Source organism: Streptomyces laurentii, assembly GCF_040635425.1.
Lineage (GTDB): Bacteria > Actinomycetota > Actinomycetes > Streptomycetales > Streptomycetaceae > Streptomyces > Streptomyces laurentii.
Genome location: NZ_JBEYHT010000062.1, coordinates 1 through 22710 on the forward strand (window position 1 = coordinate 1; position 22710 = coordinate 22710).

A 22710-nucleotide genomic window follows, 5' to 3' on the forward strand; every position below is an offset into this window, starting at 1 on the left:
GGCCGTCGCGTGTCGCGGGTGGTGCGGCGCGGGCTCCGGGTCGATCGGTGCGGGCCTTCTCTGTCGGCGATCCTGACGGGACTTGAACCCGCGACCTCCACCTTGACAGGGTGGCGAGCTAACCAACTGCTCCACAGGACCCTTGCAACTTCGAACGAGTGGCTGCGAGGAAAACTGTACAGCAGGTCGAGGGGTGCGGTCGAACCGGCTTCCGCCGAAGCGGAAGCCCGGGAAGGCCCCGGGCCAGGGCCTACGGCACGGCGGCGTCGATCGCCTTCACGATCCGCTTGTCCGAGACCGGGTACGCCGTGCCCAGCGCGTGCGCGAAATAGCTGACCCGCAGCTCCTCGATCATCCAGCGGATGTCCGTGACCGAGGACGGCACCGGCCGCCCCTTCGGGAGCTGTTCGAGCAGCCAGGCGTACTCGTCCAGCATCTCGTGCGTCTTCTCCATCCGGGTGGTGTCCCGCTGGACACCCGTCGGCATCTGCTGGAGCCGCCGGTCCGCCGCCACCAGATAGCGCATGAGGTCCGGCAGCCGCTTCAGTCCCGTACGGGTGACGAAGCCGGCCGGCATCAGCCACGCGAGCTGCTGACGCACGTCCTGGAGGTTCGGCAGGAGCGCCGGGCTGCTCGTGGACTTCAGCCGCCGCTCGCACGCCTGCCAGGCCGCGAGGACCTGCTGGACCTGACTCACCGTCCGGACGGTGAGCTCGACGAGATCGGCGCGGACCTTGTCGTACAGCTTCCGGAACGACTCCTCGTCCCACGCCGGGCCGCCGTGGTCCGCGATCAGCTTGTCGGCGGCGGCGGTCGCGCAGTCGTCGAACAGGGCCTGGACGGAGCCGTGCGGATTCGCGGACAGGGCGAGCTTCTGCTGGTTGGAGAGCCGGTCGGAGGCGAACTTCGCCGGGTTCACCGGGATGTTCAGCATGATCAGCTTCCGGGTGCCCCGCCACATCGCGAGGGCCTGCTCCTCCTGGCTGTCGAAGAGCCGTACGGCCACGCTCGCGCCCTCGTCGACCAGCGCCGGGTACGCCTTGACCGGCTGGCCGGCCCGCTTGGTCTCGAAGACCTTCGTCAGCGTGCCGATCGTCCAGTCCGTGAGCCCCGTGCGTTCCAGGGACGGCCCGGAGCCGTCCGGGCCCGCCGTCGCCGCCTTCGCGGCCTGCGAGAGCGCCTGACGGGCCTTGGGGCGCAGCTGAAGCCGCAGGGTCTCCAGGTCCTTGTCCTCGGCGAGCTTGCGGCGCCGCTCGTCGACGATCCGGAAGGTGACCTTGAGGTGCTCGGGGACCTTCGCCCAGTCGAAGTCGTCGGCGGTCACCGGGACGCCGACCATCCGCTGGAGTTCGCGCGCCAGCGCCGTCGTCAGCGGTTCCTGCACCGGCACGACCGCGTCCAGGAAGCGGGCGGCGAAGTTCGGCGCCGGGACGTAGTTGCGGCGGATCGGCTTGGGGAGGGAACGGATCAGCTCCGTCACGACCTCCTCGCGCAGACCCGGGATCTGCCACTCGAAGCCCTCGTCCGTCACCTGGTTGAGCACCTGGAGCGGCACGTGCACGGTCACGCCGTCGGCGTCCGCGCCCGGCTCGAACTGGTACGTCACCCGGAACTTCAGCTGCCCCTGCCGCCACGAGTCCGGGTAGTCGTCCTTGGTGACCGCCCCCGCCTTCTCGTTGATCAGCATCTCGCGCTCGAAGTCGAGGAACTCCGGCGCCTCGTGGTGCTTGTGCTTCCACCACGAGTCGAAGTGCGCGCCCGACACGACGTGTTCGGGCACCCGCTTGTCGTAGAAGTCGAACAGCGTCTCGTCGTCGACCAGGATGTCCCGGCGCCGGGCCCGGTGCTCCAGCTCCTCGACCTCGGTGAGCAGCTTGCGGTTGTCGGCGAAGAACTTGTGGTGGGTGCGCCAGTCGCCCTCGACGAGCGCGTTGCGGATGAACAGCTCGCGCGAGGCCTCCGGGTCGACCCGCCCGTAGTTCACCTTGCGGTCGGCGACGATCGGCACGCCGTACAGCGTCACCTTCTCGTACGCCATGACCGCCGCCTGGTCCTTCTCCCAGTGCGGCTCGCTGTACGTCTTCTTCACCAGGTGCTGTGCCAGCGGCTCGACCCACTCGGGCTCGATCCGGGCGTTGACCCGCGCCCACAGGCGGGAGGTCTCCACCAGCTCGGCGGACATCAGCATGCGCGGGGGCTTACGGAAGAGCGCGGAGCCCGGGAAGATCGCGAACTTGGCGTTGCGGGCACCCACGTACTCGTTGCGGGAACTCTCCCGGCGCGAGCCGCCGCCGTCCTTCGCCGCCGCGTCCTTCTTGGCGCCCTCCTTCACGTCCTTGAGGCCGATGTGGCTGAGGAGGCCGGAGAGGAGGGAGACGTGCACGGACTGCTCCGGCGCGTCCTCCTCGTTGAGATGGATCCCCATCTGCTTCGCGACCGTGCGCAGCTGGGCGTAGATGTCCTGCCACTCGCGGATGCGGAGGAAGTTCAGGTACTCCTGCTTGCACATCCGGCGGAAGGAGCTGGAACCGCGCTCCTTCTGCTGCTCGCGGATGTAGCGCCAGAGGTTGAGGAAGGCGAGGAAGTCGCTGGTCTCGTCCTTGAACCGGGCGTGCTGCTGGTCGGCCTGCGCCTGCTTCTCGGACGGCCGCTCGCGCGGGTCCTGGATGGACAGGGCCGCCGCGATCACCATGACCTCGCGGACACAGCCGTTCTTGTCGGCCTCCAGGACCATCCGGGCGAGCCGCGGGTCGACCGGCAGCTGCGACAGCTTGCGGCCCTGCTCGGTGAGCCTTTTCTTCGGATCCTTCTGCGTCGGATCCAGCGCCCCCAGCTCCTGGAGCAGCTGCACACCGTCGCGGATGTTGCGGTGGTCCGGCGGGTCGATGAACGGGAACTTCTCGATGTCGCCGAGCCCGGCCGCGGTCATCTGGAGGATGACGGACGCCAGGTTGGTGCGGAGGATCTCCGCGTCCGTGAACTCGGGGCGGGTGAGGAAGTCGTCCTCCGCGTACAGGCGGACGCAGATGCCGTCCGACGTACGGCCGCAGCGGCCCTTGCGCTGGTTGGCGCTGGCCTGGCTGACCGGCTCGATCGGCAGCCGCTGCACCTTGGTGCGGTGCGAGTAGCGCGAGATGCGGGCGGTGCCCGGGTCGATCACGTACTTGATGCCGGGGACGGTGAGGGAGGTCTCGGCCACGTTGGTGGCGAGCACGATCCGGCGGCCGGAGTGGGCCTGGAAGACCCGGTGCTGCTCGGCGTGCGACAGGCGCGCGTAGAGCGGCAGGATCTCGGTGTTACCCCATCCATGAGCGGCTCCGCCGCGGGGCTTCTTCTTGGTCAGCGCGTCCGCCGTGTCGCGGATCTCGCGTTCGCCGGAGAGGAAGACCAGGATGTCGCCCGGCCCCTCCTTCTGCAGCTCGTCGACCGCGTCGCAGATCGCCGTGATCTGGTCCCGGTCCGCCTCGTCGCTGTCCTCTTCCAGGAGCGGCCGGTAGCGGACCTCGACCGGGTACGTACGGCCGGAGACCTCGACGATCGGCGCGTCGCCGAAGTGCCGGGAGAACCGCTCCGGGTCGATGGTCGCGGAGGTGATCACGACCTTGAGGTCGGGCCGGCGCGGCAGCAGCTGGGCCAGATAGCCCAGCAGGAAGTCGATGTTGAGGGACCGCTCGTGGGCCTCGTCGATGATGATCGTGTCGTACGCGCGCAGCTCGCGGTCCGTCTGGATCTCGGCGAGCAGGATGCCGTCCGTCATCAGCTTGATGAAGGTCGCGTCCGGGTTCACCTGGTCGGTGAACCGCACCTTCCAGCCGACCGTCTCGCCGAGCGGCGTCTTCAGCTCCTCCGCCACGCGCTCCGCGACCGTGCGGGCCGCGATCCGGCGGGGCTGGGTGTGCCCGATCATGCCGCGCACGCCGCGGCCGAGCTCGACGCAGATCTTCGGGATCTGCGTGGTCTTACCGGAACCGGTCTCACCGGCGACGATGACGACCTGGTGGTCGCGTATCGCCTCCAGGATCTCGTCCTTCTTCTGGGAGACCGGGAGCTGCTGCGGATACGAGACGGCGGGCGCGCGCGCGGCCCGCGCCTCCATACGGTCCCTGGCCTTCCCCGCCTCGGCGGCGATCTCGTCCAGGACGGCCGCGCGGGCCTCGGGCTTGCGGATGCGGCGGGCGCCTTCGAGACGGCGGCCGAGCCGGTGGGAGTCCCGCAGCGAGACCTCGGCCAGGACGGACTGGAGGGCGGCGAAGGAAGTAGACATACGGCACCCAGGATCGCACCTGCCACGAAGAAGCGGCGAACCGATTTACGGAGACGGGGCACGTGCGCTGCGTAATATTTCGGGCACGCCGCTTCGAAAGGAATCCGCATGCCCCGCACCCACCGCGCGCCGGCGGCGTTCGCCGCGCTGGTCGGGCTGGTGCTGGGGCTGCTGATGTGCGAGGCGGGCGCGGTGGCGCACGCGCGCCAGACGGCGGCCGCGGCCGTCTCCGTGGGCGGCTTCGCGACGGGCTCCGCGGCGGACTCCGCGGCCGGGGCCGCGGAGCGGGCGGACCTGACGCACAGGGCGGACCGGACGGGCCTGTCGGTCCGGACGGGCCTGTCGGGCCGGTACGCCGAGACGGTGGACGTGCCGGACGCCCCCGGCCGCGCGCCGGGCTGCGGCCGGGGTCACGGGGGCGGCAAGGGGGCGATGACTCCCGGCGTACCGCCGCGTACCCCCGCTCCCGGCGAGCTGCTGTCCGTGCCGTCCGCCGCCGACCGGGCCGCGTGCGGAGGGTGGGGCGAGGGCCTGGACGGCCTGGAACCGGCGCCGGGCCCGGATCCGCCGGAGCTGGTCCCGCCGTCCCCGCTGGAGCTGTCGATCCTGAGGGTCTAGAGAGCCGGGAACGTCACGCCGCTTGTCTTCTCTTCCTCCTCTCTCTCCTCAGGAGTGCTTTCGCATGTCCTCGTCCACGCCGAAGCCCACCCCCACGCCCGATCAGCCCAAGCCCTCGAAGCCGGCGAAGTCGTCGGTGTCCAAGCCGGTCGTGATCATCAGCGGCGTCACGCTCGCCGCGGTCCTGCTCGGCCTCGCCTCGTACGCCGGCACCAAGCCCACCGCCCCCGCCGCGGGCACGTCCGACGAGGCGTCGTCGTCCGCGCCGGCCGAGGTGTCCGCCGACCCGTCCGCCGGGGTCTACCCCGAACTTGAGGCATATGCCCGTCGGGACAAGAACGACAAGCTCGCTCTCGGCCGAGCCGACGCGCCCGTCGTCCTCATCGAGTACGCGGACTTCAAGTGCGGTTTCTGCGGCAAGTTCGCCCGGGACACCGAGCCCGCGCTGGTGAAGAAGTACGTCGACGAAGGCACCCTGCGCATCGAGTGGCGCAACTTCCCGATCTTCGGCGACGAGTCCGCCGCCGCGGCCCGCGCCTCCTGGGCGGCCGGGCAACAGGGCCGGTTCTGGGAGTTCCACAAGGCCGCGTACGCGCAGGGCGCCAAGGAGAAGGGCTTCGGCAAGACCCGGCTGACCGCCCTCGCCAAGGAGGCGGGCGTGCCGGACCTGGACCGCTTCACGCGGGACGCGGACAGCTCGGCGGCCCGGGACGCGGTCGGCAAGGACCAGGAGCAGGCCTACTCCATCGGAGCCACCTCCACCCCGTCCTTCCTCGTCAACGGCCGTCCGATCGCGGGCGCGCAGCCGATGGAGGCGTTCACGCAGGCGATCGACGCGGCCGCGAAGTCGGCGGCCGCCAAGGGTGGCACGAAGGGCGACGCGGGGAGCAAGCGGTGACGTCGGGGATCGGCTACTTCGCCGCGTTCCTGGGCGGGCTGCTCGCCCTGCTCAGCCCGTGCAGCGCCCTGCTGCTGCCGGCGTTCTTCGCGTACTCGATCGACTCGCGCGCGAAGCTGGTGGCCCGGACCGGCGTCTTCTACGCCGGCCTGGCCACCACCCTCGTCCCGCTCGGCGCCGCCGGCTCCTTCGCCGGGCGGCTCTTCTACGGCCACCGGGACCTTCTGGTGGCCGTCGGCGGCTGGCTGATCGTGGGCCTCGGGGTGCTCCAGATCCTCGGTCTGGGCTTCGCCTCGCGCCGGCTCGCGGAGGCGAGCGGCCGGATCCGGCCCACGACGGTCTTCTCCGTCTACGCCCTCGGCCTTGTGTACGGCCTGGCCGGCTTCTGCGCCGGCCCCATCCTCGGCAGCGTCCTGACGGTGGCGGCGGTCGGCGGCAATCCGGTCTACGGCGGGCTGCTGCTCGCGGTGTACGCGCTCGGCATGGCCGTGCCGATGTTCCTGCTGGCGCTGCTCTGGGAGCGGTACGACCTGGGGCGGCGGCGCTGGCTGCGGGGCCGCGCGATCCGGGTCGGCCGCTTCGAGCTGCACACGACCTCGCTGCTCTCGGGCCTGTTCTTCATCGCCCTCGGCACGCTGTTCCTGGTCTTCGACGGGACGACCGCCCTGCCGGGGCTGCTGTCGGTCGACGACTCGTTCGCCGTGGAGCAGCGGGTCGGCGACCTGGGCCGGACGGTCCCGGACTGGGTGCTGCTGGCCGCCGTCGTCGCGGTGGTGGCGGGCGCGCTCGCGTGGCGCGGCCGGCGGTCGCGGCGCGGAGCCGCCGAATCCGGTGATGGCACCGCCGGTGCCGACGGCACCGGCGGTGCCGACGCCGAGCCGGAGGGCCACGAGGAGGCGGCGGCCGGGAAGGGCTGAACACGAGGAAGGCCCCGTCCGCGTGGACGGGGCCTTCCGGTTGTGGCTGGGGCCGGGGTCGAACCGGCGACCTATCGCTTTTCAGGCGATCGCTCGTACCAACTGAGCTACCCAGCCACGAGATCGTTTCCGATCTCAGCGATCCTGACGGGACTTGAACCCGCGACCTCCACCTTGACAGGGTGGCGAGCTAACCAACTGCTCCACAGGACCATCTTTTGTGCGAGAACAAGTCTCGCACAGGATTGTGCGTGCCCCCAACGGGATTCGAACCCGTGCTACCGCCTTGAAAGGGCGGCGTCCTGGGCCACTAGACGATGAGGGCTAAGAGGCCCGCCTCGGCTCTTCGCAGCGCGTCGGGGACGTGAGAAGCATATGGGATGGCAGGCGGTATCGCCAAAACGGTTTCCCGGGGCGGGGTACGGGGCGCTCGCGGGGCCTCTCCGTGGGTGGTCCGGGGCCGGTCCGGAAGCGGAACGCGGCCGGCCCGGGGCCCGCCCCGGACCCCGTACCGGACCCCGTACCGGACCCCGTACCGGACCCCGTACCGGACCCCGTACCGGACCCCGTACCGGACCCCGTACCGGACCCGATCGGCCGCGTATCCGGTCAGCCCCAGCCGAGTTCGTGCAGGCGCTCGTCGTCGATGCCGAAGTGGTGGGCGACCTCGTGGACGACGGTCACGGCCACCTCGTGGACCACCTCCTCGGGGGACTCGCAGTACCGCAGGGTCGGCCCCATGTAGATCGTGATCCGGTCCGGCAGCACCCCGGCGTACCACTCGCCCCGCTCGGTGAGCGGCGTTCCCTCGTACAGGCCCAGGAGTTCGGGGTCGTCGGCGGGCGCTTCGTCCTCGACGAAGACGGCCACGTTGTCCATGACCCGGGTCAGCTCCGGCGGGATCGTGTCCAGCGCGTCGGACACCAGCTCTTCGAAGGTCTCGCGTGTCATCTCCAGCACACGGCCATTGTCCGGGACGGGGCTCCTTCGCGGGATGCCCGTAGGGGGTGGTGTGAGTGCCGTACGGGGTGCGGCGGAGATCACGTACGGGGTGCCCGTACGGGGTGCGCGGGGCGTTTCGCGTACGGCGCGCCGGGCGGTACGCCGTACGGGGGACCGTCCGGTGTCCTTCCCATCCGTGTCCTCGGGGCGTCAGGGGAGTTGGGCAGGGCGACGCGTCAGAGCCGCGTCCCTTTCGCGCCCGATGTGTCGTATGCCGTCCGCGTATGCCGCATGCCGCGGGTGAGCGAGTGTCCGTGTGTCCGAGTGACCTGGAGGTGCCGTCGTGCGCCATTTGCCCACCCCTGTGCGATGGGTCGCCGCCGCGCTGGCGGTCGCCGCCTGTGCGGGCCTGAGCGGCTGTATGAGTGTCGGCGACGAGAGCGCGGGGTCGGCGTCGCCCAGCCCCTCCGCGGGGAAGCAGGGCGGGGCGGCCGGTACGCGGGGCGGCGTCGGGCAGACCGGGGCCCATGGCGGGGGCGGCTACGACCGGGCCGGGCGCGGCGGCGGGCCGGGACCGGACGGCGAGGGCCGCGAGCAGCCCGTACCGAGCGAGTCGGCGTCCGCGTCGGCCAAGCCGAGCGGCGGCGCGGGTCAGGCCGGGCCGAGCGGGGCGCCCCGGCCGCAGCAGCCGTCGGCGGGCCCCGCCGGACCGGAGCCCGCCAATCCGGGAGTGCCGGGCGGCGGCGCGACCACGGCGCCGGCGCAGCCCTCGCCGCAGCCGACCTCCAGCCCGCAGACCCCGGCCCCCACCCAGGACCCGACACCCGAGCCGACGGCGAGCGAACCGCCGGCGGAGACCCCCGGGACCGACACCCACATGGGAGCGATGAGGGCCGCCGAAGGAGTCGCCGTCGCGGTGGAACCGGCGGAGTCCGCCCAGGTCGGACCGCGTTTCGGGCCGAGGACGGGCGTGCGGGTCGGATCGGTGTGACGGAGCTCGGTTTGCCTTGGGTGGGGGAGAGTGCGTATGGTGGTAGATCGTTTGATCCCATTTGCCCGGCGCCACGACCGAAGAGCGCCGTGACTGGCGCGTACTCTCCCTTGCCGTGGCTGACCGCATTGAGGCGGTCCTAGGCGAAACACGGAGTTGACGGGCGCGTGCCGAGACTCCGGAAGGTTTCGCATTTCGCATGTCCATTTTCAGTTCTGACCACGCCGTCCTGCCTGAGGGCGACGAGATCGTCGACGCCGTCGAGGCTCTCGAGGCCGACATCACCGCCGTCGACGAGGCTGTCGAGGCCGTCGAGTCCGCCGACATCGAGGCCGACATCGACGTCGACGCCGACGCCGACGCGGAGGCCGACGAGACCCCGCAGATCACCTTCGGCGACCTGGGCCTGCCCGAGGGCGTCGTGCGCAAGCTCGCCCAGAACGGCGTGACCGCCCCCTTCCCGATCCAGGCCGCGACCATCCCGGACGCCCTGGCCGGCAAGGACATCCTGGGCCGTGGCCGCACCGGCTCCGGCAAGACCCTCTCCTTCGGCCTCCCGCTGCTCACCACCCTGTCCGGCGGCAGCACCGAGCGGAAGAAGCCCCGCGGCGTCATCCTGACCCCGACCCGCGAGCTCGCGATGCAGGTCGCGGACGCCCTCCAGCCGTACGGCGACGTGCTCGGCCTCAAGATGAAGGTCGTCTGCGGCGGTACGTCGATGGGCAACCAGATCTACGCCCTGGAGCGCGGTGTCGACGTCCTCGTCGCCACCCCGGGCCGCCTGCGCGACATCATCAACCGCGGTGCCTGCTCCCTGGAGCAGGTCCAGGTCGCCGTCCTCGACGAGGCCGACCAGATGGCCGACCTGGGCTTCCTGCCCGAGGTCACCGAGCTGCTCGACCAGGTTCCCGCGGGCGGTCAGCGCCTGCTCTTCTCCGCCACGCTGGAGAACGAGATCGACAGCCTGGTGAAGCGCTACCTGGTGAACCCGGTCACCCACGAGGTCGACCCGTCCGCCGGCGCCGTCACGACGATGACCCACCACGTCCTGGTCGTGAAGCCGAAGGACAAGGCCCCGGTCACCGCCGCCATCGCCGCCCGCAAGGGCCGCACCATCATCTTCGTCCGCACCCAGCTGGGCGCCGACCGCGTCGCCGAGCAGCTGCGCGACTCCGGCGTGAAGGCCGACGCGCTGCACGGCGGCATGACCCAGGGCGCCCGTACCCGCACCCTGGCCGACTTCAAGGACGGTTACGTCAACGTCCTCGTCGCCACCGACGTCGCCGCGCGCGGTATCCACGTCGACGGCATCGACCTGGTCCTGAACGTGGACCCGGCCGGTGACCACAAGGACTACCTGCACCGCTCGGGCCGTACCGCCCGCGCCGGCCGCTCCGGCACCGTCGTCTCGCTGGCGCTGCCGCACCAGCGCCGCCAGATCTTCCGTCTGATGGAGGACGCGGGCGTGGACGCCTCGCGCCACATCGTCGGTGGTGCGGGCGCGTTCGACCCCGAGGTCGCCGAGATCACCGGCGCCCGGTCGCTGACCGAGGTCCAGGCCGACTCCGCGAACAACTCCGCCAAGCAGGCGGAGCGCGAGGTGGCCGACCTCACCAAGCAGCTGGAGCGCCTGCAGCGGCGCGCCGTCGAGCTGCGCGACGAGGCCGACCGTCTGGTCGCCCGCGCCGCCCGCGAGCGCGGCGAGGACCCGGAGGCGGCGGTCGCCGAGATGACCGAGGCCGCCGAGGCCGAGGTCGCCGCCGCGGTTGCCGCGGCCGAGGTGCCGCAGCAGCGCGACCGCGAGGAGCGCCGCGACTTCGACCGCCGTGACGACCGCGGTGGTGACCGTGGTGGCTTCCGTCGCGACAACGACCGCGGTGGTGACCGTGGTGGCTTCCGCCGGGACAACGACCGCGGTGGTGACCGTGGTGGCTTCCGCCGGGACAACGACCGTCCGTCGTTCAACCGTGACCGTGGTGGCGACCGCGGTGGCTTCGAGCGCCGTGACGACCGTGGTGGTGACCGTGGCGGCTTCCGTCGCGACAACGACCGCGGTGGTGACCGTGGTGGCTTCCGTCGCGACAACGACCGTCCGTCCTTCAACCGCGACCGCCGCGACAACGACCGTCCGTCGTTCAACCGCGACCGTCGTGACGAGCGTCCCTCGTTCAACCGTGACCGTCGTGACGACCGCGGTGGCTTCGAGCGCCGTGACGACCGTCGTGACGACCGCGGTGGCGACCGTGGCGGCGACCGTGGTGGCTTCCGTCGCGACAACGACCGCCCGTCCGGCGGCCACCGTGGCAGCGACCGCCCGTTCAACCGCGACCGCCGCGACGAGCGTCCCTCGTTCAACCGCGACCGTCGTGACGACCGTCCGTCCTTCAACCGCGACCGCCGCGACGACCGCGGCGGCTTCCGCCGGGACGACAAGCCGCGCTGGAAGCGCAACGGCTGACATGCCGTGAGGCCGTAGGGCCGCAAGGCCGCGAGAGGGCCCGTATCCGCACTTCGGTGCGGGTGCGGGCCCTCTTCGTGTCCGGTCGCACACCTGCCGACGGGCGGATCCGAAAATCGGTGGGGGGAGTCCGGGCCCGCTGCTACCTTCCGCTTGCCGGGGGGACGGAGGCCGATCAGGCCAGGTCCGGGGCGTGGCGTGAGAGCCGCGTCCCTGCTCCCCGCATGCCTGTCGGCTTCCCAGGGGAGGGACCCGAATGCCTCGCAGCACTGTCATCCGTCATTCCGTAGCGGCCGTGGCCGCGGCGACTCTGATCGCCGGTCTCGGCTCGTTCGCACCGCTCGCGGCCGCCGCCGAGGACACCGGCGTCGTGTTCCCGGCGGCCGTCGCGGACCAGCCGCGCCACGTGGTCCCGGTCGCCGTCGGCGCGAGCGGATTCCTGCGGTACGAGCAGGGCCTCGGCCATTTCTGGACCCCGTACTCCGGGCCCGAGCGGCCGCTGAACCTCGGTGCGGAGGGGCCCGAGGCCGACGGCACCTACGGCGCGGGTTCCGACTACATCGCCTCCTTCAACCCCAACGCTCCCGGCGGCGGCTGGGTGCGGCTGGTGAACGTGGCCGAGGACGTCACCTGGACCGTGCCGCTGCCGAGCGGGCACCGGTACGTCGGCACCTTCGGCACCACGGTCGTCACCACCACCCAGAGCGACGAGGGCGCCCCGCGCGCGTGGCATCTGTTCCGGTCCACCCCGGGCTCCTCGGCACCCGTGCCGGACACGGTGGTGACCGGCTGGCCGGCGGACGCCGAGCCCGCCGCGAAGGCCGTCACCGGGGACGACGGGGGGATCCTGGCCGGCTACACGGCGGGCGACGTGACCCGGCCGGTCTGGATCGACCTCGCGACCGCGAAGGTCCGGCCGGTCGCCCCGGAGAGCACCGCGCCGAGCGCCGGGACCGTCCGCACCGCGACCGAGGTCGCCGAGTGGACGAAGGACGGCGTGGTCCGGTTCTACGCGAAGGGCTCGGCCGACGCGTCCGGCCCGCTCGCCGAGACCGCGAGCACCGAACTGGCCCACCACGAGGGCGACCTGCTGCTCGGCGCGGTGGGCGAGCGGCTGATCGTCGCCCGCGCGTCCGGACAGGGTGGCTCCGCGCCGTACCGCCTCGTCTCCGTCCCCCGGGCCGGCGGCGAGGAGACGGAACTCCTCGCGTACGGCCGGGAGAGCGCGCTGCCCACCTCGGACGGCGGACTGCTCGTGGTCGGCGGGACGGCGGCGGACAAGCTCGCCGTGACCCGGATCTCCGCGACGGCGGACGGCACGGCGCTGACCGCCCTCACGGACGTCACCCCGCTCAGCTCCAAGCCCCGTGCGCTCACCTTCGACCACGGGCGGATCGCCTCGATCGACCGCATGCCCGACGAGACGAACACCGTGCTCTCCCGGGCCGTGTCGGTGAGCGGGCCACTGACCGCCGGCGCGACGCGGACGCGGGGCGACCTCGGCCTCGCGCTCGACCACTGCACGGACAGCAGCCCCTGCAAAGCCCCGTTCACCACCGGAGACGGCCGGATGGTGATCAATCAGCCGCAGGGCCTCGACCCGAGCCCCGCGATCGTGGTGGAGCCGGATGCCACGGAAGGCCGTCCGATCAGTGACGAGTTCACCTATTTCCGGGTCTTCGGCGTGTCCGGCCGGTACGCGATCGGCGCGGGCGACCTCAAGAGCACCGGGAGGACCCGGACGGTCACCCTCGACCTGGACACCGGCAAGCAACTCGCCACGTTCGCGACCGGTTACGAGCGCGAGGACGTCGAGCTGTACGGCGACACCGTCTGGGCCGCCGGCACCGGCGGCACCGTCACCGGCTACGACGCCCGCACGGGCGCGGCGAAGCGCACGATCACGGTCGCGTCGGGCTGCGGCACCCCCGAGAACATCCGGGTGACCGCGCACTGGCTCGGCTGGGAGTGCTGGGGCAGCGGCTGGAAGGCCGGGATCTACGACCTCGACACCAACGTCAACCGGTCGTACGGCGACGCGTACGCCGTCCTCGGCGACGGCTACGTGGTCAAGGCCGGCGACGGCGACCTCGTCGTGACCGACGTCCGAGGCGCCCAGCCGGTCGAGAAGGGCACGTACCGCCCGAACGACTTCGACTTCCAGGAAGGGGCGTGGGCGGTCGACACGGCCACCGGGCGGCTGGCGTACGAGTCGAACCGCGCCGGTGACCTGACCGTCGCCGACCTCGGTGTACCCGCCTCCCCGCTCGCCCGCATCGACGCCGACGTGCCCGCCGCGGCGACCGCCGCCGACGGCGCGATCTCCTGGAAGCCGCGCTGGTGGCTGTCCAAGCCCGCCGGCTCCTGGACGCTGATCCTCACCGACAACGCGACCGGGGCGACGGTCCGCACCCTCACCGGGGGCGAGGCACGCGGCATGCTCGCCGCCGCGTGGGACGGCAAGGACGACGCGGGACGGCTCGCCGCCGACGGCTCCTACGCCTGGACGCTGACGGCCAAGGCGGCGGACGGCTCGGGAGCCGACCTGGAGCAGCGCGGCGAGCTGCGGCTGGGCGGCGTGTGACCGTACGCGCCCTGAACGGGCCGCCGGCGCGGTGGAGTCCGTCGCCGGCGGCGCGGGCCGCGGGCGCGTGACCGGCCCGGTTCGGCTCTGGCGCGCCGCCGGTGCGCCGGGGCCGATACCCGATCGGTTTCGGGAGGGCCACGGGCTATGCTGCATGGGTGCGCCGGTCCACGGGCCGTTAGCTCAATTGGCAGAGCAGTGGACTTTTAATCCATTGGTTGTGGGTTCGAGTCCCACACGGCCTACCGTGACACACCGTAGGCTCATCCGTTTGACCTGCGGAATCAGAAAGGCCCCCTCTCCGGAGGGGGCCTTTCGCGTGTGCTTCGGGAGGGCGCGGGGACGACTCCGTGCCGCCCCGCACCCTCCCGGCGAGCGAGTGGACGACACTCCCTGACCCTTGCGGGAATGGTTCTCCCCGCCGTCTTCTCCCGCGCGATGTCGGACCAACTTCCCGCACGCGGGGGTGCGATGGGGCCTGAGTCAGCGCACGCCGAGCGCGGCGAGCCGCTCCCGGTCCGCGATGATGTCGATCCCGACGACCCGGGTGCCCACGATGGTGAACACCATCAGGCCGGCCGGCGCACCGTCCGCGAGCGAGACCAGTCCGGCCGCGCCGTTGACCGTGACCCGGCGGACGGTGTGGCGGAACTTGGCGAAGGTGAGGGCCTGCGCCGTGACCCGTTCGGCGCCGCGCACCAGCGTGGACGCCTCGGCCGGCAGCAGCACGCCGCCGTCGACGCGCAGCAGGACGTCCGGGTCGAGGACCGCGAGCAGCCCCTCGAAGTCGCCGGCCTGCGAGGCGGCCAGGAACGCCGAGACGACCTCCCGCTGCCGGGCCGGATCCGGCGCGGGCGCCGGAGCGGCGTCCTGGACCCGGCGGCGGGCCCGGCTGGCGAGCTGACGGGCGGCGGCCGGGGACCGGTCGACGATCGGGGCGATCTCGTCGAAGGAGACCGCGAACATGTCGTGCAGCACGAACGCCAGCCGCTCCGCCGGGACCAGCGTCTCCAGGACGATCAGCAGCGCGAGCCCGACCTCGTCGGCGAGCAGCGCCTCCCGCTCGGGGTCGGGGGCGGCGCCGTCCTCCCGTACGACCGGGTCGGGGATGTACGTGTCGGAGAAGAGCGGGTCCTCGCGGCGGGACGTGCGGGAGCGGAGCATGTCGAGACAGATCCGGCCGACGACGGTGGTCAGCCAGGCGCTCAGGTTGCGGATGCCGGCGGTGTCGGAACGGTTCAGCTTGATCCACGCCTCCTGGACGGCGTCCTCCGCCTCGCCGAGCGAGCCGAGCATCCGGTACGCGACGGCGCGCAGCTGCCCGCGGTCGGCCTCGAAGCGCTCGGCCAGCAGCTCGGGCCCGTGCTGGTACGCGACGTTTCGGTCCTTGTCGTGGCCGTGGTCCATCGGTTCTTCTCCCCCTCGCGTCGGGTCGCGACGCCGTGTCGACACCCTGTCGACGGATCGGATCCCACGGTTGTGACACGGCCGTGCGGCGCCCGCCGGCCAAGGATTTCGTATCTGGGCCGACCATGCCGTAAGGTTGGGTTCACCGACGCGGGGTGGAGCAGCTCGGTAGCTCGCTGGGCTCATAACCCAGAGGTCGCAGGTTCAAATCCTGTCCCCGCTACTCAGTAGCCGAAGGCCCGGATCGTGCAGACGATCCGGGCCTTCGTCGTATGCGGACACCGGCCCGGAGATCGGCCCGGAGATCGGCCTGGAGGCCCGCCCGGGCACGTGTCCCGGCGTGTGATTTTTCGCCGCACGCCCCCCGCGCGCGCCCCCGGATCGAGCGTGGCCAAAACCGAATCCGTCCCTTTGCGTCGCGCGCGTGCGCCCCGTAACGTCGCGCGCACCATGAGTGACCACGGTTCGGCCGGTGTGACCGGCGTGCACGAGGCGACACGGGCGAGGCGACGAGCGCCCGCCGTGCTGCTGCTGTTCGCGCTGCTCTCGCTCGTCGCCGGGGTCTGCCACGGTGCCCACGGGCACGCGCTGGCCCTCTCCGGCCCCACCGGCACCAGTGTCTCCGCGCCCGACTCCTCGCACGGCTGTGATCTGCCGGGGGAGAACTGGTCGTTCGACGCCCATCTGCCCGCGCAGGCCGGCGGCTCGCAGTTCTCGGCGCCGGACTCCGGGGGCGCCGGTCTCGTCCCGCACGACGAGGTCTTCCCCGCCGCCCCGGACACGCGCTGCGTCCACGGCCGGGCCGGTCCCGGCCCCGAGCCCCGCAGACTGCTCATCGCCCTCGGTGTGAACCGGAACTGACCGGGCTCGCGTACGCGCCCGCGTACGCCCACGGTCCTTCCGCGCGCCGGCGCGCACCCGCATCCGCCTCCGCTTCCGTACCCGCACCCGGGATCCGTACCTGGATCCGCGTCGGGTCCGCGGTCCCCGGACGCCCGCGCCCGCGCATTCCCGCCGCACGCGCCGTCACCGGCTTCGCTGTCCGCGCGTGCCCACATCCAAGGGACGCAGACCCCCATGACGCACCCCGCCACTCTCACCTCCGTCACCGAGCAGACCGTCGGCAACACCCCCGTGCTGTGGATGGACGACGGCTACTGGGCCAAGCTCGAAGGCTTCAACTTCGGCGGCATCAAGGACCGCGCCGCCCTCTACATGGTCGAACAGGCCCGTCGCCGCGGAGAGCTGCGGCCCGGCGCCCCGATCGTCGAGTCGACCTCCGGCACCCTCGGCCTCGGCCTCGCGCTCGCCGGCATCCTGCACGGCCACCCCGTCCACGTCGTCACCGACCCGGGCCTCGAACCGATCGTGGAGCGGATGCTCACCGCCCACGGCGCCCAGGTCCACGTCGTGCCCGAGCCCAGCCCCTCCGGCGGCTGGCAGCAGGCCCGCATGGACAAGGTCGCCGAGCTGCTGCTCGCCCTGCCCGGCGCCTGGTGGCCCAACCAGTACGGGAACCCCGACAACCAGCGGGCGTACAGCGGCCTCGCCGGTGAACTGTCCGGCCAGCTCGACCGGATCGACGTGCTGGTCTGCGCGGTCGGCACCGGCGGCCACTCGGCGGGGATCGCCCGCGCGCTGCGCGCCGGCTCCAGCCCGGCCCTCGAACTCGTCGGCGTCGACTCCCTCAACTCCACCATCTTCGGGCTGCCGGCCGGCGAGCGTCTGATGCGCGGCCTGGGTTCCTCCATCCACCCGGCCAACGTCGACCACCCCGCCTTCGACGAGGTCCACTGGGTGGCGCCGGCCGAGGCGGTACGGTCCGCGCGGCGGCTCGCGGCCCGGCAGTTCGCGACGGGCGGCTGGAGTGTGGGCGCGGTCGCGCTGGTCGCGGGCTGGCTGGCCCGCACCCGGCCGCGCGGCACCCGGATCGCCGCCGTGTTCCCGGACGGTCCGCAGCGCTACTTCGACACCGTCTTCAACGACGAGTACTGCTCCATGCATGGACTGCTCGACGGGCCGGTCCGGGACGAACCCGCGGCATATGCCGAGAACGAGCGGGTCGACGGCTGGACCCGCAAGGTTCTGGACCGGACCCGGGGCACGAGCGCGGTGAACGGCGCCGGCATCGACACCGCGAACGGCGTCGACGGCACCGAGCAGGCGACGGCGGAGCGGGTGTGATGACCACCGCGACGGAGTCCTCCCGGGGCCAGGGAGGGATCTGGAAGCAGAGCCGCAGCTTCGACCCGGCCGTGCGGCTGCTCTTCCTCAACCAGCTCACCATCAATCTCGGCTTCTACATGCTCATGCCCTACCTGGCCGCCCATCTCGCCGACGGCCTCGGCATGGCGGCCTGGTCGGTCGGGCTGGTGCTCGGCGCGCGCAACCTCTCCCAGCAGGGCATGTTCCTGGTCGGCGGCGCGCTCGCCGACCGGCTCGGCTTCAAGCCGCTGATCGTCGCCGGCTGCGCGCTGCGGACGGTCGGCTTCGGGGCGCTCGCCTTCGCGCAGTCGCTGCCGATGCTGATCGCCGCCTCGCTCGCGACGGGCCTCGCGGGCGCGCTGTTCAACCCGGCGGTGCGGGCGTACCTCGCGGCCGAGGCGGGGGAACGGCGCGTGGAGGCGTTCGCGCTGTTCAACACGTACTACCAGGCGGGCATCCTGCTCGGGCCGCTGGTCGGGGTGGCGCTCACCGGGGTGTCGTTCCGGCTGACGTGCGTGGTGGCGGCGGTGCTGTTCGCCGGACTGACGGCCGTCCAGCTGCGGCATCTGCCCGTACGGCACAGGGCCGAGGCGGCGCGGGAGCCGGACCCCGCGGACGGCGTGGCGCGGGGACAGTTCCGGACGGTGCTCACGAACCGCGTCTTCTGGCTGTTCTCGCTGGCCATGACCGGCTCGTACGTCCTGTCCTTCCAGGTCTACCTGGCGCTGCCGCTCGCGGTGGACGGCACGGCGGCGACGACCGCGCTGTTCGTGGTGTCGGCCCTGGTGGCGCTGGCCGGGCAACTGAGGATCACCGCCTGGTGCAAGGCGCGGCTCTCGCGCGAGCGGTGCCTGGTGCTCGGGCTCGCCCTGATGGGCGCGGCGTTCCTGGTGCCGGCGGCGACCGGTCGTGCGCTGGCGGGGCTGCTGCTGTGCGCGGCGGTGCTGGCGGTGGCGAACGCGGTGCTCTACCCGTACGAGATGGACACCGTCGTCGCGCTGTCCGAGGGGCGCTGGGTGGCCACCCACTACGGGCTCTACAACACCGTCTGCGGGATCGGCATCACCCTCGGGAACCTGGGGACCGGCGCCCTCCTCGACGTGACCGGCTGGTCGGCCACGCCCTGGCTGGTGCTGTGCGCGGTCGGCCTCGGGTGCGCGGCGGCGATGGCGGCGCTCGCCCGGGGCGGCCGGCTCGCCGTACGCCGGACGGCGGACGCGCGGTCGCCGGGCGCCACCGCCTGACCGCACTCTGGGAGGGAGCTTGGGAAGCTCGCGGCCCCTGGGGAGACCCGGGGGCCGCGAAGCACGAGAAGCACAGGTCACGAGGAGCACAGGTGGCGCGAGCGGCGGTGCGGCGCGGGCGGAGCCCGGGCCACGGCCGCGCTCAGGCCTCCGGCCGTGGCCGGGGGCGAGGATGGGGCCGCGCGGACGACGACGCCGCCCTCGGCCCGTACCGCGGCGCCCGGCGCTTCCTGAGAGCCCTTCCCCCACTGGTGATCGCGGGCGGGGTGGCATATGACCTGCTGACTCCGCCCATGTACACGGCGGCGCCCCTGCTCCCGGTGGCGCCGCTGGTCGCCGCCCCGTTCTTCTCCACCCTGACGACCCTGCTGACCGGGATCGCCGCCGTCCTGGCCAGCACCGGGCTGCTCTTCTTCCACAAGCAGACGAACATCGTCCTCTCGATCACCGAGACGCTGACCGTCGTCACGGTCTCCGCGCTCGCGGTGCTGATCAGCCGGGTGGTGCAGCGCAGCGGCGAGCGGCTGGCCTCGGCCCGGGTGATCGCGGAGGCGGCCCAGCGCGCGGTGCTGCCCGAGCCGGCGGAACGTATCTGCGGGCTGCGGATCGCCGCGCGGTACGAGGCGGCGCAGGCGGGCGCGTTCATCGGCGGCGACCTGTTCGCCGTCCAGGACACCCCGCACGGCGTACGGCTGGTGGTCGGCGACGTGCGCGGCAAGGGCATGGACGCGGTGGAGGCGGTGGCCGTCGTCATCGGGGCGTTCCGGGAGGCGGCCGAGCAGGAGGCGACGCTCGCGGGGGTGGCGGCGCGGCTCGAACGGGCGCTGGCCCGGGAGGGCGAACGGCGGGACGACCTCGACGCGTTCGAGGGGTTCACCACGGCCGTCCTCGCCGAGTTCCCCGGCGCGGGGGAGAAGCCCCGCGGAACGTGGGGGCCCGGCGGATGCGCCGGGCTGGTCCGGGTGATCAACCGCGGGCACCCCGAGCCGCTGCTGCTGTACGCGGACGGGGGGCTACTGCCGCTCCGGCCGAGCGAGCCGGCGTTGCCGCTCGGGCTGGGGGACGTGGCCGAGTGGCCGGACCGGGCCGACGAGACGCCGTATCCGCCGGGCGCGACCCTGCTGTTCTACACGGACGGGCTCTCGGAGGCGCGGGACGCGCACGGGGTCTTCTACGACCCGGCGGAGCGGCTGACGGGACGGATCTTCCCGGGGCCGGAGGAGCTTCTGGACGCGCTGGTGGCGGACGTCCGCCGGCACACGGGCGGCGCGACGACGGACGACATGGCGCTGCTCGCGGTCGGCCGGCCCGGGGCGGGGGAGCCGGAGCGGCGGCGGACGATGCCGGTGGTGCCGGCGGACGGACCGTCGGACAGGTCGTCGATCGGCCCGTCGATTGGCCCGTCAGGCAGGGCGTCGGACGGGCCGTCGAATGGGCCGTCCGAGGGGTCGTGAAAGGCCGAGGAAAGGCCGGCGAAGAAGCTCGCGAAGAAGCTTGCGAAGAAGCTTGCGAAGAGGCGACGAAAAGTGATGACAGGGCGTAGTCGAAGGATCTCGCTCCGGTAACAACTGAAGTGCTGTCACATAATTAATGCATGCCGAAACCTTTCTGAAGGGTGGTCAACTCGGGCCAATCCACCCCATTCCCATGAACGATCACAGGGGACGGCTTGGAATCCGTCGCCCGCGTCTATTAACGTTCGATAACGCAGCGCGGTCGTCCCAGCCGTCGCAAGAGGCGGCACCGTGCGCATGCGCCGAATCCCGTCAGGGAACCGGGGAACCACCAATTGGGGTGAATCGGGTCCTGTCGCACCCGTGCGACACACCCGTAGGAGACCTTCCTGCTCCGAACCCGTCAGCTAACCCGGTAGGCGAGAAGGAAGGAAAGGAGAGCGCCTCCGTGGCCTCCAACCCCCCCACTCCGCACAGCCCCTTCGCGTCCTACGACGGTCCCGGTGGATACGACACCACGGACGGGGTGACGGAGGAGTGGAACCCCACTGAGGACTCTCTGCGGGCCCAGAGCCGTTCCGGCGGCCGGCACCGCGTCGCCAAGCGCTCCAACTTCGCCCGCTCCTCCACCGTCCTCGGCGTCGGTGTGATCGCCGCCGTCGGCGCGGGCGGCCTGGCCACCGCGCAGCAGAAGCCGCCGGTCTCCATCGCCCTCCCGGACGTCGGTCTCCCGGACGTCGACCTGCCCGACGTGTCCGAACTCCCGGGCGTCGGCAAGCTGATAGGCAGCGGCGACGAGAAGCAGGGCAACGCCGCCACCGCCGCGGGCAACGCCGCCACCCAGCCGCTCACCGCGCTGACCTACACCACCCCCGCCGACGAGGCCGGCACGCAGGCCCGGACGCAGACCTCGAGCGACGCCGGCGAGGCGCTGCGCGCCCGCATCCTCCAGCAGGCCGAGCAGCAGCAGGCCGCCGCCGACGCCGCCGAGAAGGCGGAGGCGGAGAAGGCCGCGGCCGAGAAGGCCGCCAAGGAGGCCGGCGCCAAGGCCGACGCCGCCGAGAAGGCGGCCGCCGAGGCGAAGAAGAAGGCCGAGGCCGAGGCCGCGGCGAAGGCCGCGGCGAAGGCGGAGGCCGAGCGGCTGGCCAAGCTCGCCGCCAGCTTCGCGCTGCCGACCTCCTCGTACACGCTGACCTCCACCTACGGCGAGGCCGGCTCGATGTGGTCCTCCGGCTACCACACCGGCCTGGACTTCGCCGCCCCCACCGGCACGCCGGTCAAGGCCGTGCACGGCGGCACCGTCAAGTCGGCCGCCTGGTCCGGCTCGTACGGCTACCGGATCGTCCTGGAGCTCGAGGACGGCACCGAGGTCTGGTACTGCCACCTGTCCTCGATGACGGCGAGCGCCGGACAGTCCGTCGGCACCGGCGAGACCATCGGCCGGGTCGGCGCGACCGGCAACGTGACCGGCCCGCACCTCCACCTCGAGGTCCACACCGCGTCGGACTCCCGGCTCGACCCGGCGGCCTGGCTCCGCTCCAAGGGCCTGGGCATCTGACCGTCTGTCGCCTGCCCAGTCCGCTCTGCCTGCTTCATCTGCCCTGCCTGCCCCGCCTGTCATCCGTTCGGCCGAATGAACGGGAGCGCCTGAGTGCCGGATTTCCCGGCCCGGGCGCTCCAGCGGAACAGGCCCGGCCGCGCGAGGGGTTGAATCGACTCATGACTTCTCTTCGCCGGCTGGGCACATCCGATCTGCACGTCTTCCCGCTCTCCCTCGGTGGCAACGTCTTCGGCTGGACCGCCGACGAGACGCGGTCCTTCGCCGTCCTGGACGCCTATGCCGCGGCGGGCGGCAACTTCGTCGACACCGCCGACGCCTACTCGCAGTGGGTCGAGGGCAACGAGGGCGGCGAGTCCGAGACCGTCATCGGCCGCTGGCTCGCCTCGCGCGGCAACCGGTCCGACATCCTCGTCGCCACCAAGGCCGGTGCCCACCACCGTCACAAGGGGCTGAAGCCCGAGACCGTCAGGGCCGCCGCCGAGGAATCGCTGCGCCGGCTCGGCACCGACCGCATCGACCTCTTCTACACGCACTACGACGACGAGTCCGTACCGGTCGAGGACATCGTCACCACGCTCGACGCGCTGGTGAAGGAGGGCAAGGTCCGGGCCGTCGCCGCCTCCAACATCTCGGCGGAACGGCTGCGCGCCTGCCTCGACTTCGCCGAGGCCGAGAACCTCACCGGGTACGTCGCCCTCCAGCCGCACTACAACCTGGTCTCCCGCGACACCTACGAGGGCCCGCTCCAGGACACCGTCGCGCGGGCCGGGCTCGCGGCCGTGCCGTACTACGGGCTCGCGTCGGGCTTCCTCACCGGCAAGTACCGCCCCGGGCGGACGGTCGACAGCGCGCGTGCCCACGGACCCCTCGAACTCGTCGGTACGGAGCGCGGGCAGCGGGTGCTCGCCGCGCTCGACCGGGTCGCCGAGGCCCACGACGCCGAGGTCGCGTCCGTCGCCCTGGCCTGGCTGGCCGCCCGCCCGACCGTCGCCGCCCCGATCGCCTCGGCCCGTACCGCCGAGCAGCTCCCGGCGCTCCTCGCCTCCGTCGAGCTGCGGCTGACGGACGAGGAACTGACCGCCCTGACGGACGCTTCCGCCTGACCTTCCCCGAACGGCGTTCCCGCCGCGCGTGTGGTGCTTGCCGGTATCGGTGTCGGTGCCGGTT

15 protein-coding genes, 6 tRNA genes and 1 riboswitch are annotated in these 22710 nt (G+C 72.3%); of the genes, 14 read left to right on the top strand and 7 right to left on the bottom strand.

The genetic code is table 11. From position 1 onward, the window contains the following. Positions 1-67 precede the first annotated feature (67 nt). Both ABZ693_RS29345 and hrpA read right to left on the bottom strand, forming a co-directional pair. Positions 68-141, bottom strand: a tRNA-Asp gene (locus tag ABZ693_RS29345). Between the two features lie 109 nt (positions 142-250). Continuing rightward, positions 251-4264, bottom strand: a complete 4014-nt coding sequence (gene hrpA, locus ABZ693_RS29350) for an ATP-dependent RNA helicase HrpA (RefSeq protein ID WP_359883390.1) — start codon at positions 4262-4264, stop codon at positions 251-253. A gap of 108 nt (positions 4265-4372) precedes the next feature. On the opposite strand from hrpA, the gene ABZ693_RS29355 reads away from it, so the two are divergent. The 3 genes from ABZ693_RS29355 to ABZ693_RS29365 all read left to right on the top strand — a co-directional run bounded on the left by ABZ693_RS29355 (position 4373) and on the right by ABZ693_RS29365 (position 6697). Beyond that, positions 4373-4882, top strand: coding sequence for a hypothetical protein (locus ABZ693_RS29355; RefSeq protein ID WP_359883393.1), 510 nt, complete (start codon positions 4373-4375; stop codon positions 4880-4882). 64 nt (positions 4883-4946) lie between these two features. Continuing rightward, positions 4947-5780, top strand: coding sequence for a DsbA family protein (locus ABZ693_RS29360; RefSeq protein WP_359883396.1), 834 nt, complete (start codon positions 4947-4949; stop codon positions 5778-5780). Continuing rightward, the gene (locus ABZ693_RS29365; RefSeq protein WP_359883398.1) at positions 5777-6697 is read left to right on the top strand and encodes a cytochrome c biogenesis CcdA family protein; all 921 of its coding nucleotides are present in this window, start codon (positions 5777-5779) and stop codon (positions 6695-6697) included. The genes ABZ693_RS29360 and ABZ693_RS29365 overlap by 4 nt, the downstream gene beginning before the upstream one ends. Before the next feature lie 43 nt (positions 6698-6740). Here the strand turns inward: ABZ693_RS29365 and ABZ693_RS29370 are convergent. The 4 genes from ABZ693_RS29370 to ABZ693_RS29385 all read right to left on the bottom strand — a co-directional run bounded on the left by ABZ693_RS29370 (position 6741) and on the right by ABZ693_RS29385 (position 7657). Continuing rightward, positions 6741-6814, bottom strand: a tRNA-Phe gene (locus tag ABZ693_RS29370). A 22-nt stretch (positions 6815-6836) separates the two neighbouring features. After that, positions 6837-6910: transfer RNA gene (locus ABZ693_RS29375), tRNA-Asp, on the bottom strand. Positions 6911-6949: 39 nt separating this feature from the next. After that, positions 6950-7022 (bottom strand) — tRNA-Glu (locus tag ABZ693_RS29380). 284 nt (positions 7023-7306) lie between these two features. Continuing rightward, on the bottom strand, positions 7307-7657 hold the full coding sequence (locus ABZ693_RS29385) for a metallopeptidase family protein (RefSeq protein ID WP_359883401.1): 351 nt from the start codon (positions 7655-7657) through the stop codon (positions 7307-7309). 325 nt (positions 7658-7982) lie between these two features. Here ABZ693_RS29385 and ABZ693_RS29390 point away from each other — a divergent pair, with 325 nt between their 5' ends. The 4 genes from ABZ693_RS29390 (at position 7983) to ABZ693_RS29405 (ending at position 13917) form a co-directional block, all read left to right on the top strand. After that, the gene (locus tag ABZ693_RS29390; protein ID WP_359883404.1) at positions 7983-8630 is read left to right on the top strand and encodes a hypothetical protein; all 648 of its coding nucleotides are present in this window, start codon (positions 7983-7985) and stop codon (positions 8628-8630) included. Positions 8631-8829: 199 nt separating this feature from the next. Beyond that, positions 8830-11088: a DEAD/DEAH box helicase gene (locus ABZ693_RS29395; protein WP_359883407.1), complete on the top strand. Its 2259-nt coding sequence runs from the start codon at positions 8830-8832 to the stop codon at positions 11086-11088. Positions 11089-11383: 295 nt separating this feature from the next. Further along, on the top strand, positions 11384-13672 hold the full coding sequence (locus tag ABZ693_RS29400) for a FlgD immunoglobulin-like domain containing protein (RefSeq protein WP_359883410.1): 2289 nt from the start codon (positions 11384-11386) through the stop codon (positions 13670-13672). 172 nt (positions 13673-13844) lie between these two features. Beyond that, positions 13845-13917, top strand: a tRNA-Lys gene (locus ABZ693_RS29405). A gap of 238 nt (positions 13918-14155) precedes the next feature. On the opposite strand, the gene ABZ693_RS29410 is transcribed toward ABZ693_RS29405, so the two are convergent. Further along, positions 14156-15079, bottom strand: coding sequence for a sigma-70 family RNA polymerase sigma factor (locus ABZ693_RS29410; protein ID WP_359883412.1), 924 nt, complete (start codon positions 15077-15079; stop codon positions 14156-14158). A 149-nt stretch (positions 15080-15228) separates the two neighbouring features. Here ABZ693_RS29410 and ABZ693_RS29415 point away from each other — a divergent pair. From ABZ693_RS29415 to ABZ693_RS29445, 7 genes are all read left to right on the top strand, one after another. Beyond that, positions 15229-15302 (top strand) — tRNA-Met (locus ABZ693_RS29415). Positions 15303-15529: 227 nt separating this feature from the next. Next, the gene (locus ABZ693_RS29420) at positions 15530-15940 is read left to right on the top strand and encodes a hypothetical protein (RefSeq protein WP_359883415.1); all 411 of its coding nucleotides are present in this window, start codon (positions 15530-15532) and stop codon (positions 15938-15940) included. Between the two features lie 216 nt (positions 15941-16156). Further along, the gene (locus ABZ693_RS29425; RefSeq protein WP_359883418.1) at positions 16157-17263 is read left to right on the top strand and encodes a PLP-dependent cysteine synthase family protein; all 1107 of its coding nucleotides are present in this window, start codon (positions 16157-16159) and stop codon (positions 17261-17263) included. Continuing rightward, positions 17263-18528: an MFS transporter gene (locus tag ABZ693_RS29430; protein WP_359883420.1), complete on the top strand. Its 1266-nt coding sequence runs from the start codon at positions 17263-17265 to the stop codon at positions 18526-18528. Before ABZ693_RS29425 ends, ABZ693_RS29430 begins: the two co-directional genes overlap by 1 nt. A gap of 92 nt (positions 18529-18620) precedes the next feature. After that, entirely contained in the window at positions 18621-19982 is a 1362-nt protein-coding gene (locus tag ABZ693_RS29435) for a PP2C family protein-serine/threonine phosphatase (protein ID WP_359883423.1), read from the top strand. Between the two features lie 290 nt (positions 19983-20272). Beyond that, a riboswitch (cyclic di-AMP (ydaO/yuaA leader) is annotated at positions 20273-20419 on the top strand. 11 nt (positions 20420-20430) lie between these two features. After that, positions 20431-21540, top strand: coding sequence for a M23 family metallopeptidase (locus tag ABZ693_RS29440; protein ID WP_359883426.1), 1110 nt, complete (start codon positions 20431-20433; stop codon positions 21538-21540). 161 nt (positions 21541-21701) lie between these two features. Continuing rightward, entirely contained in the window at positions 21702-22646 is a 945-nt protein-coding gene (locus ABZ693_RS29445) for an aldo/keto reductase (protein ID WP_359883428.1), read from the top strand. The last annotated feature ends 64 nt before the right edge of the window (positions 22647-22710 follow it).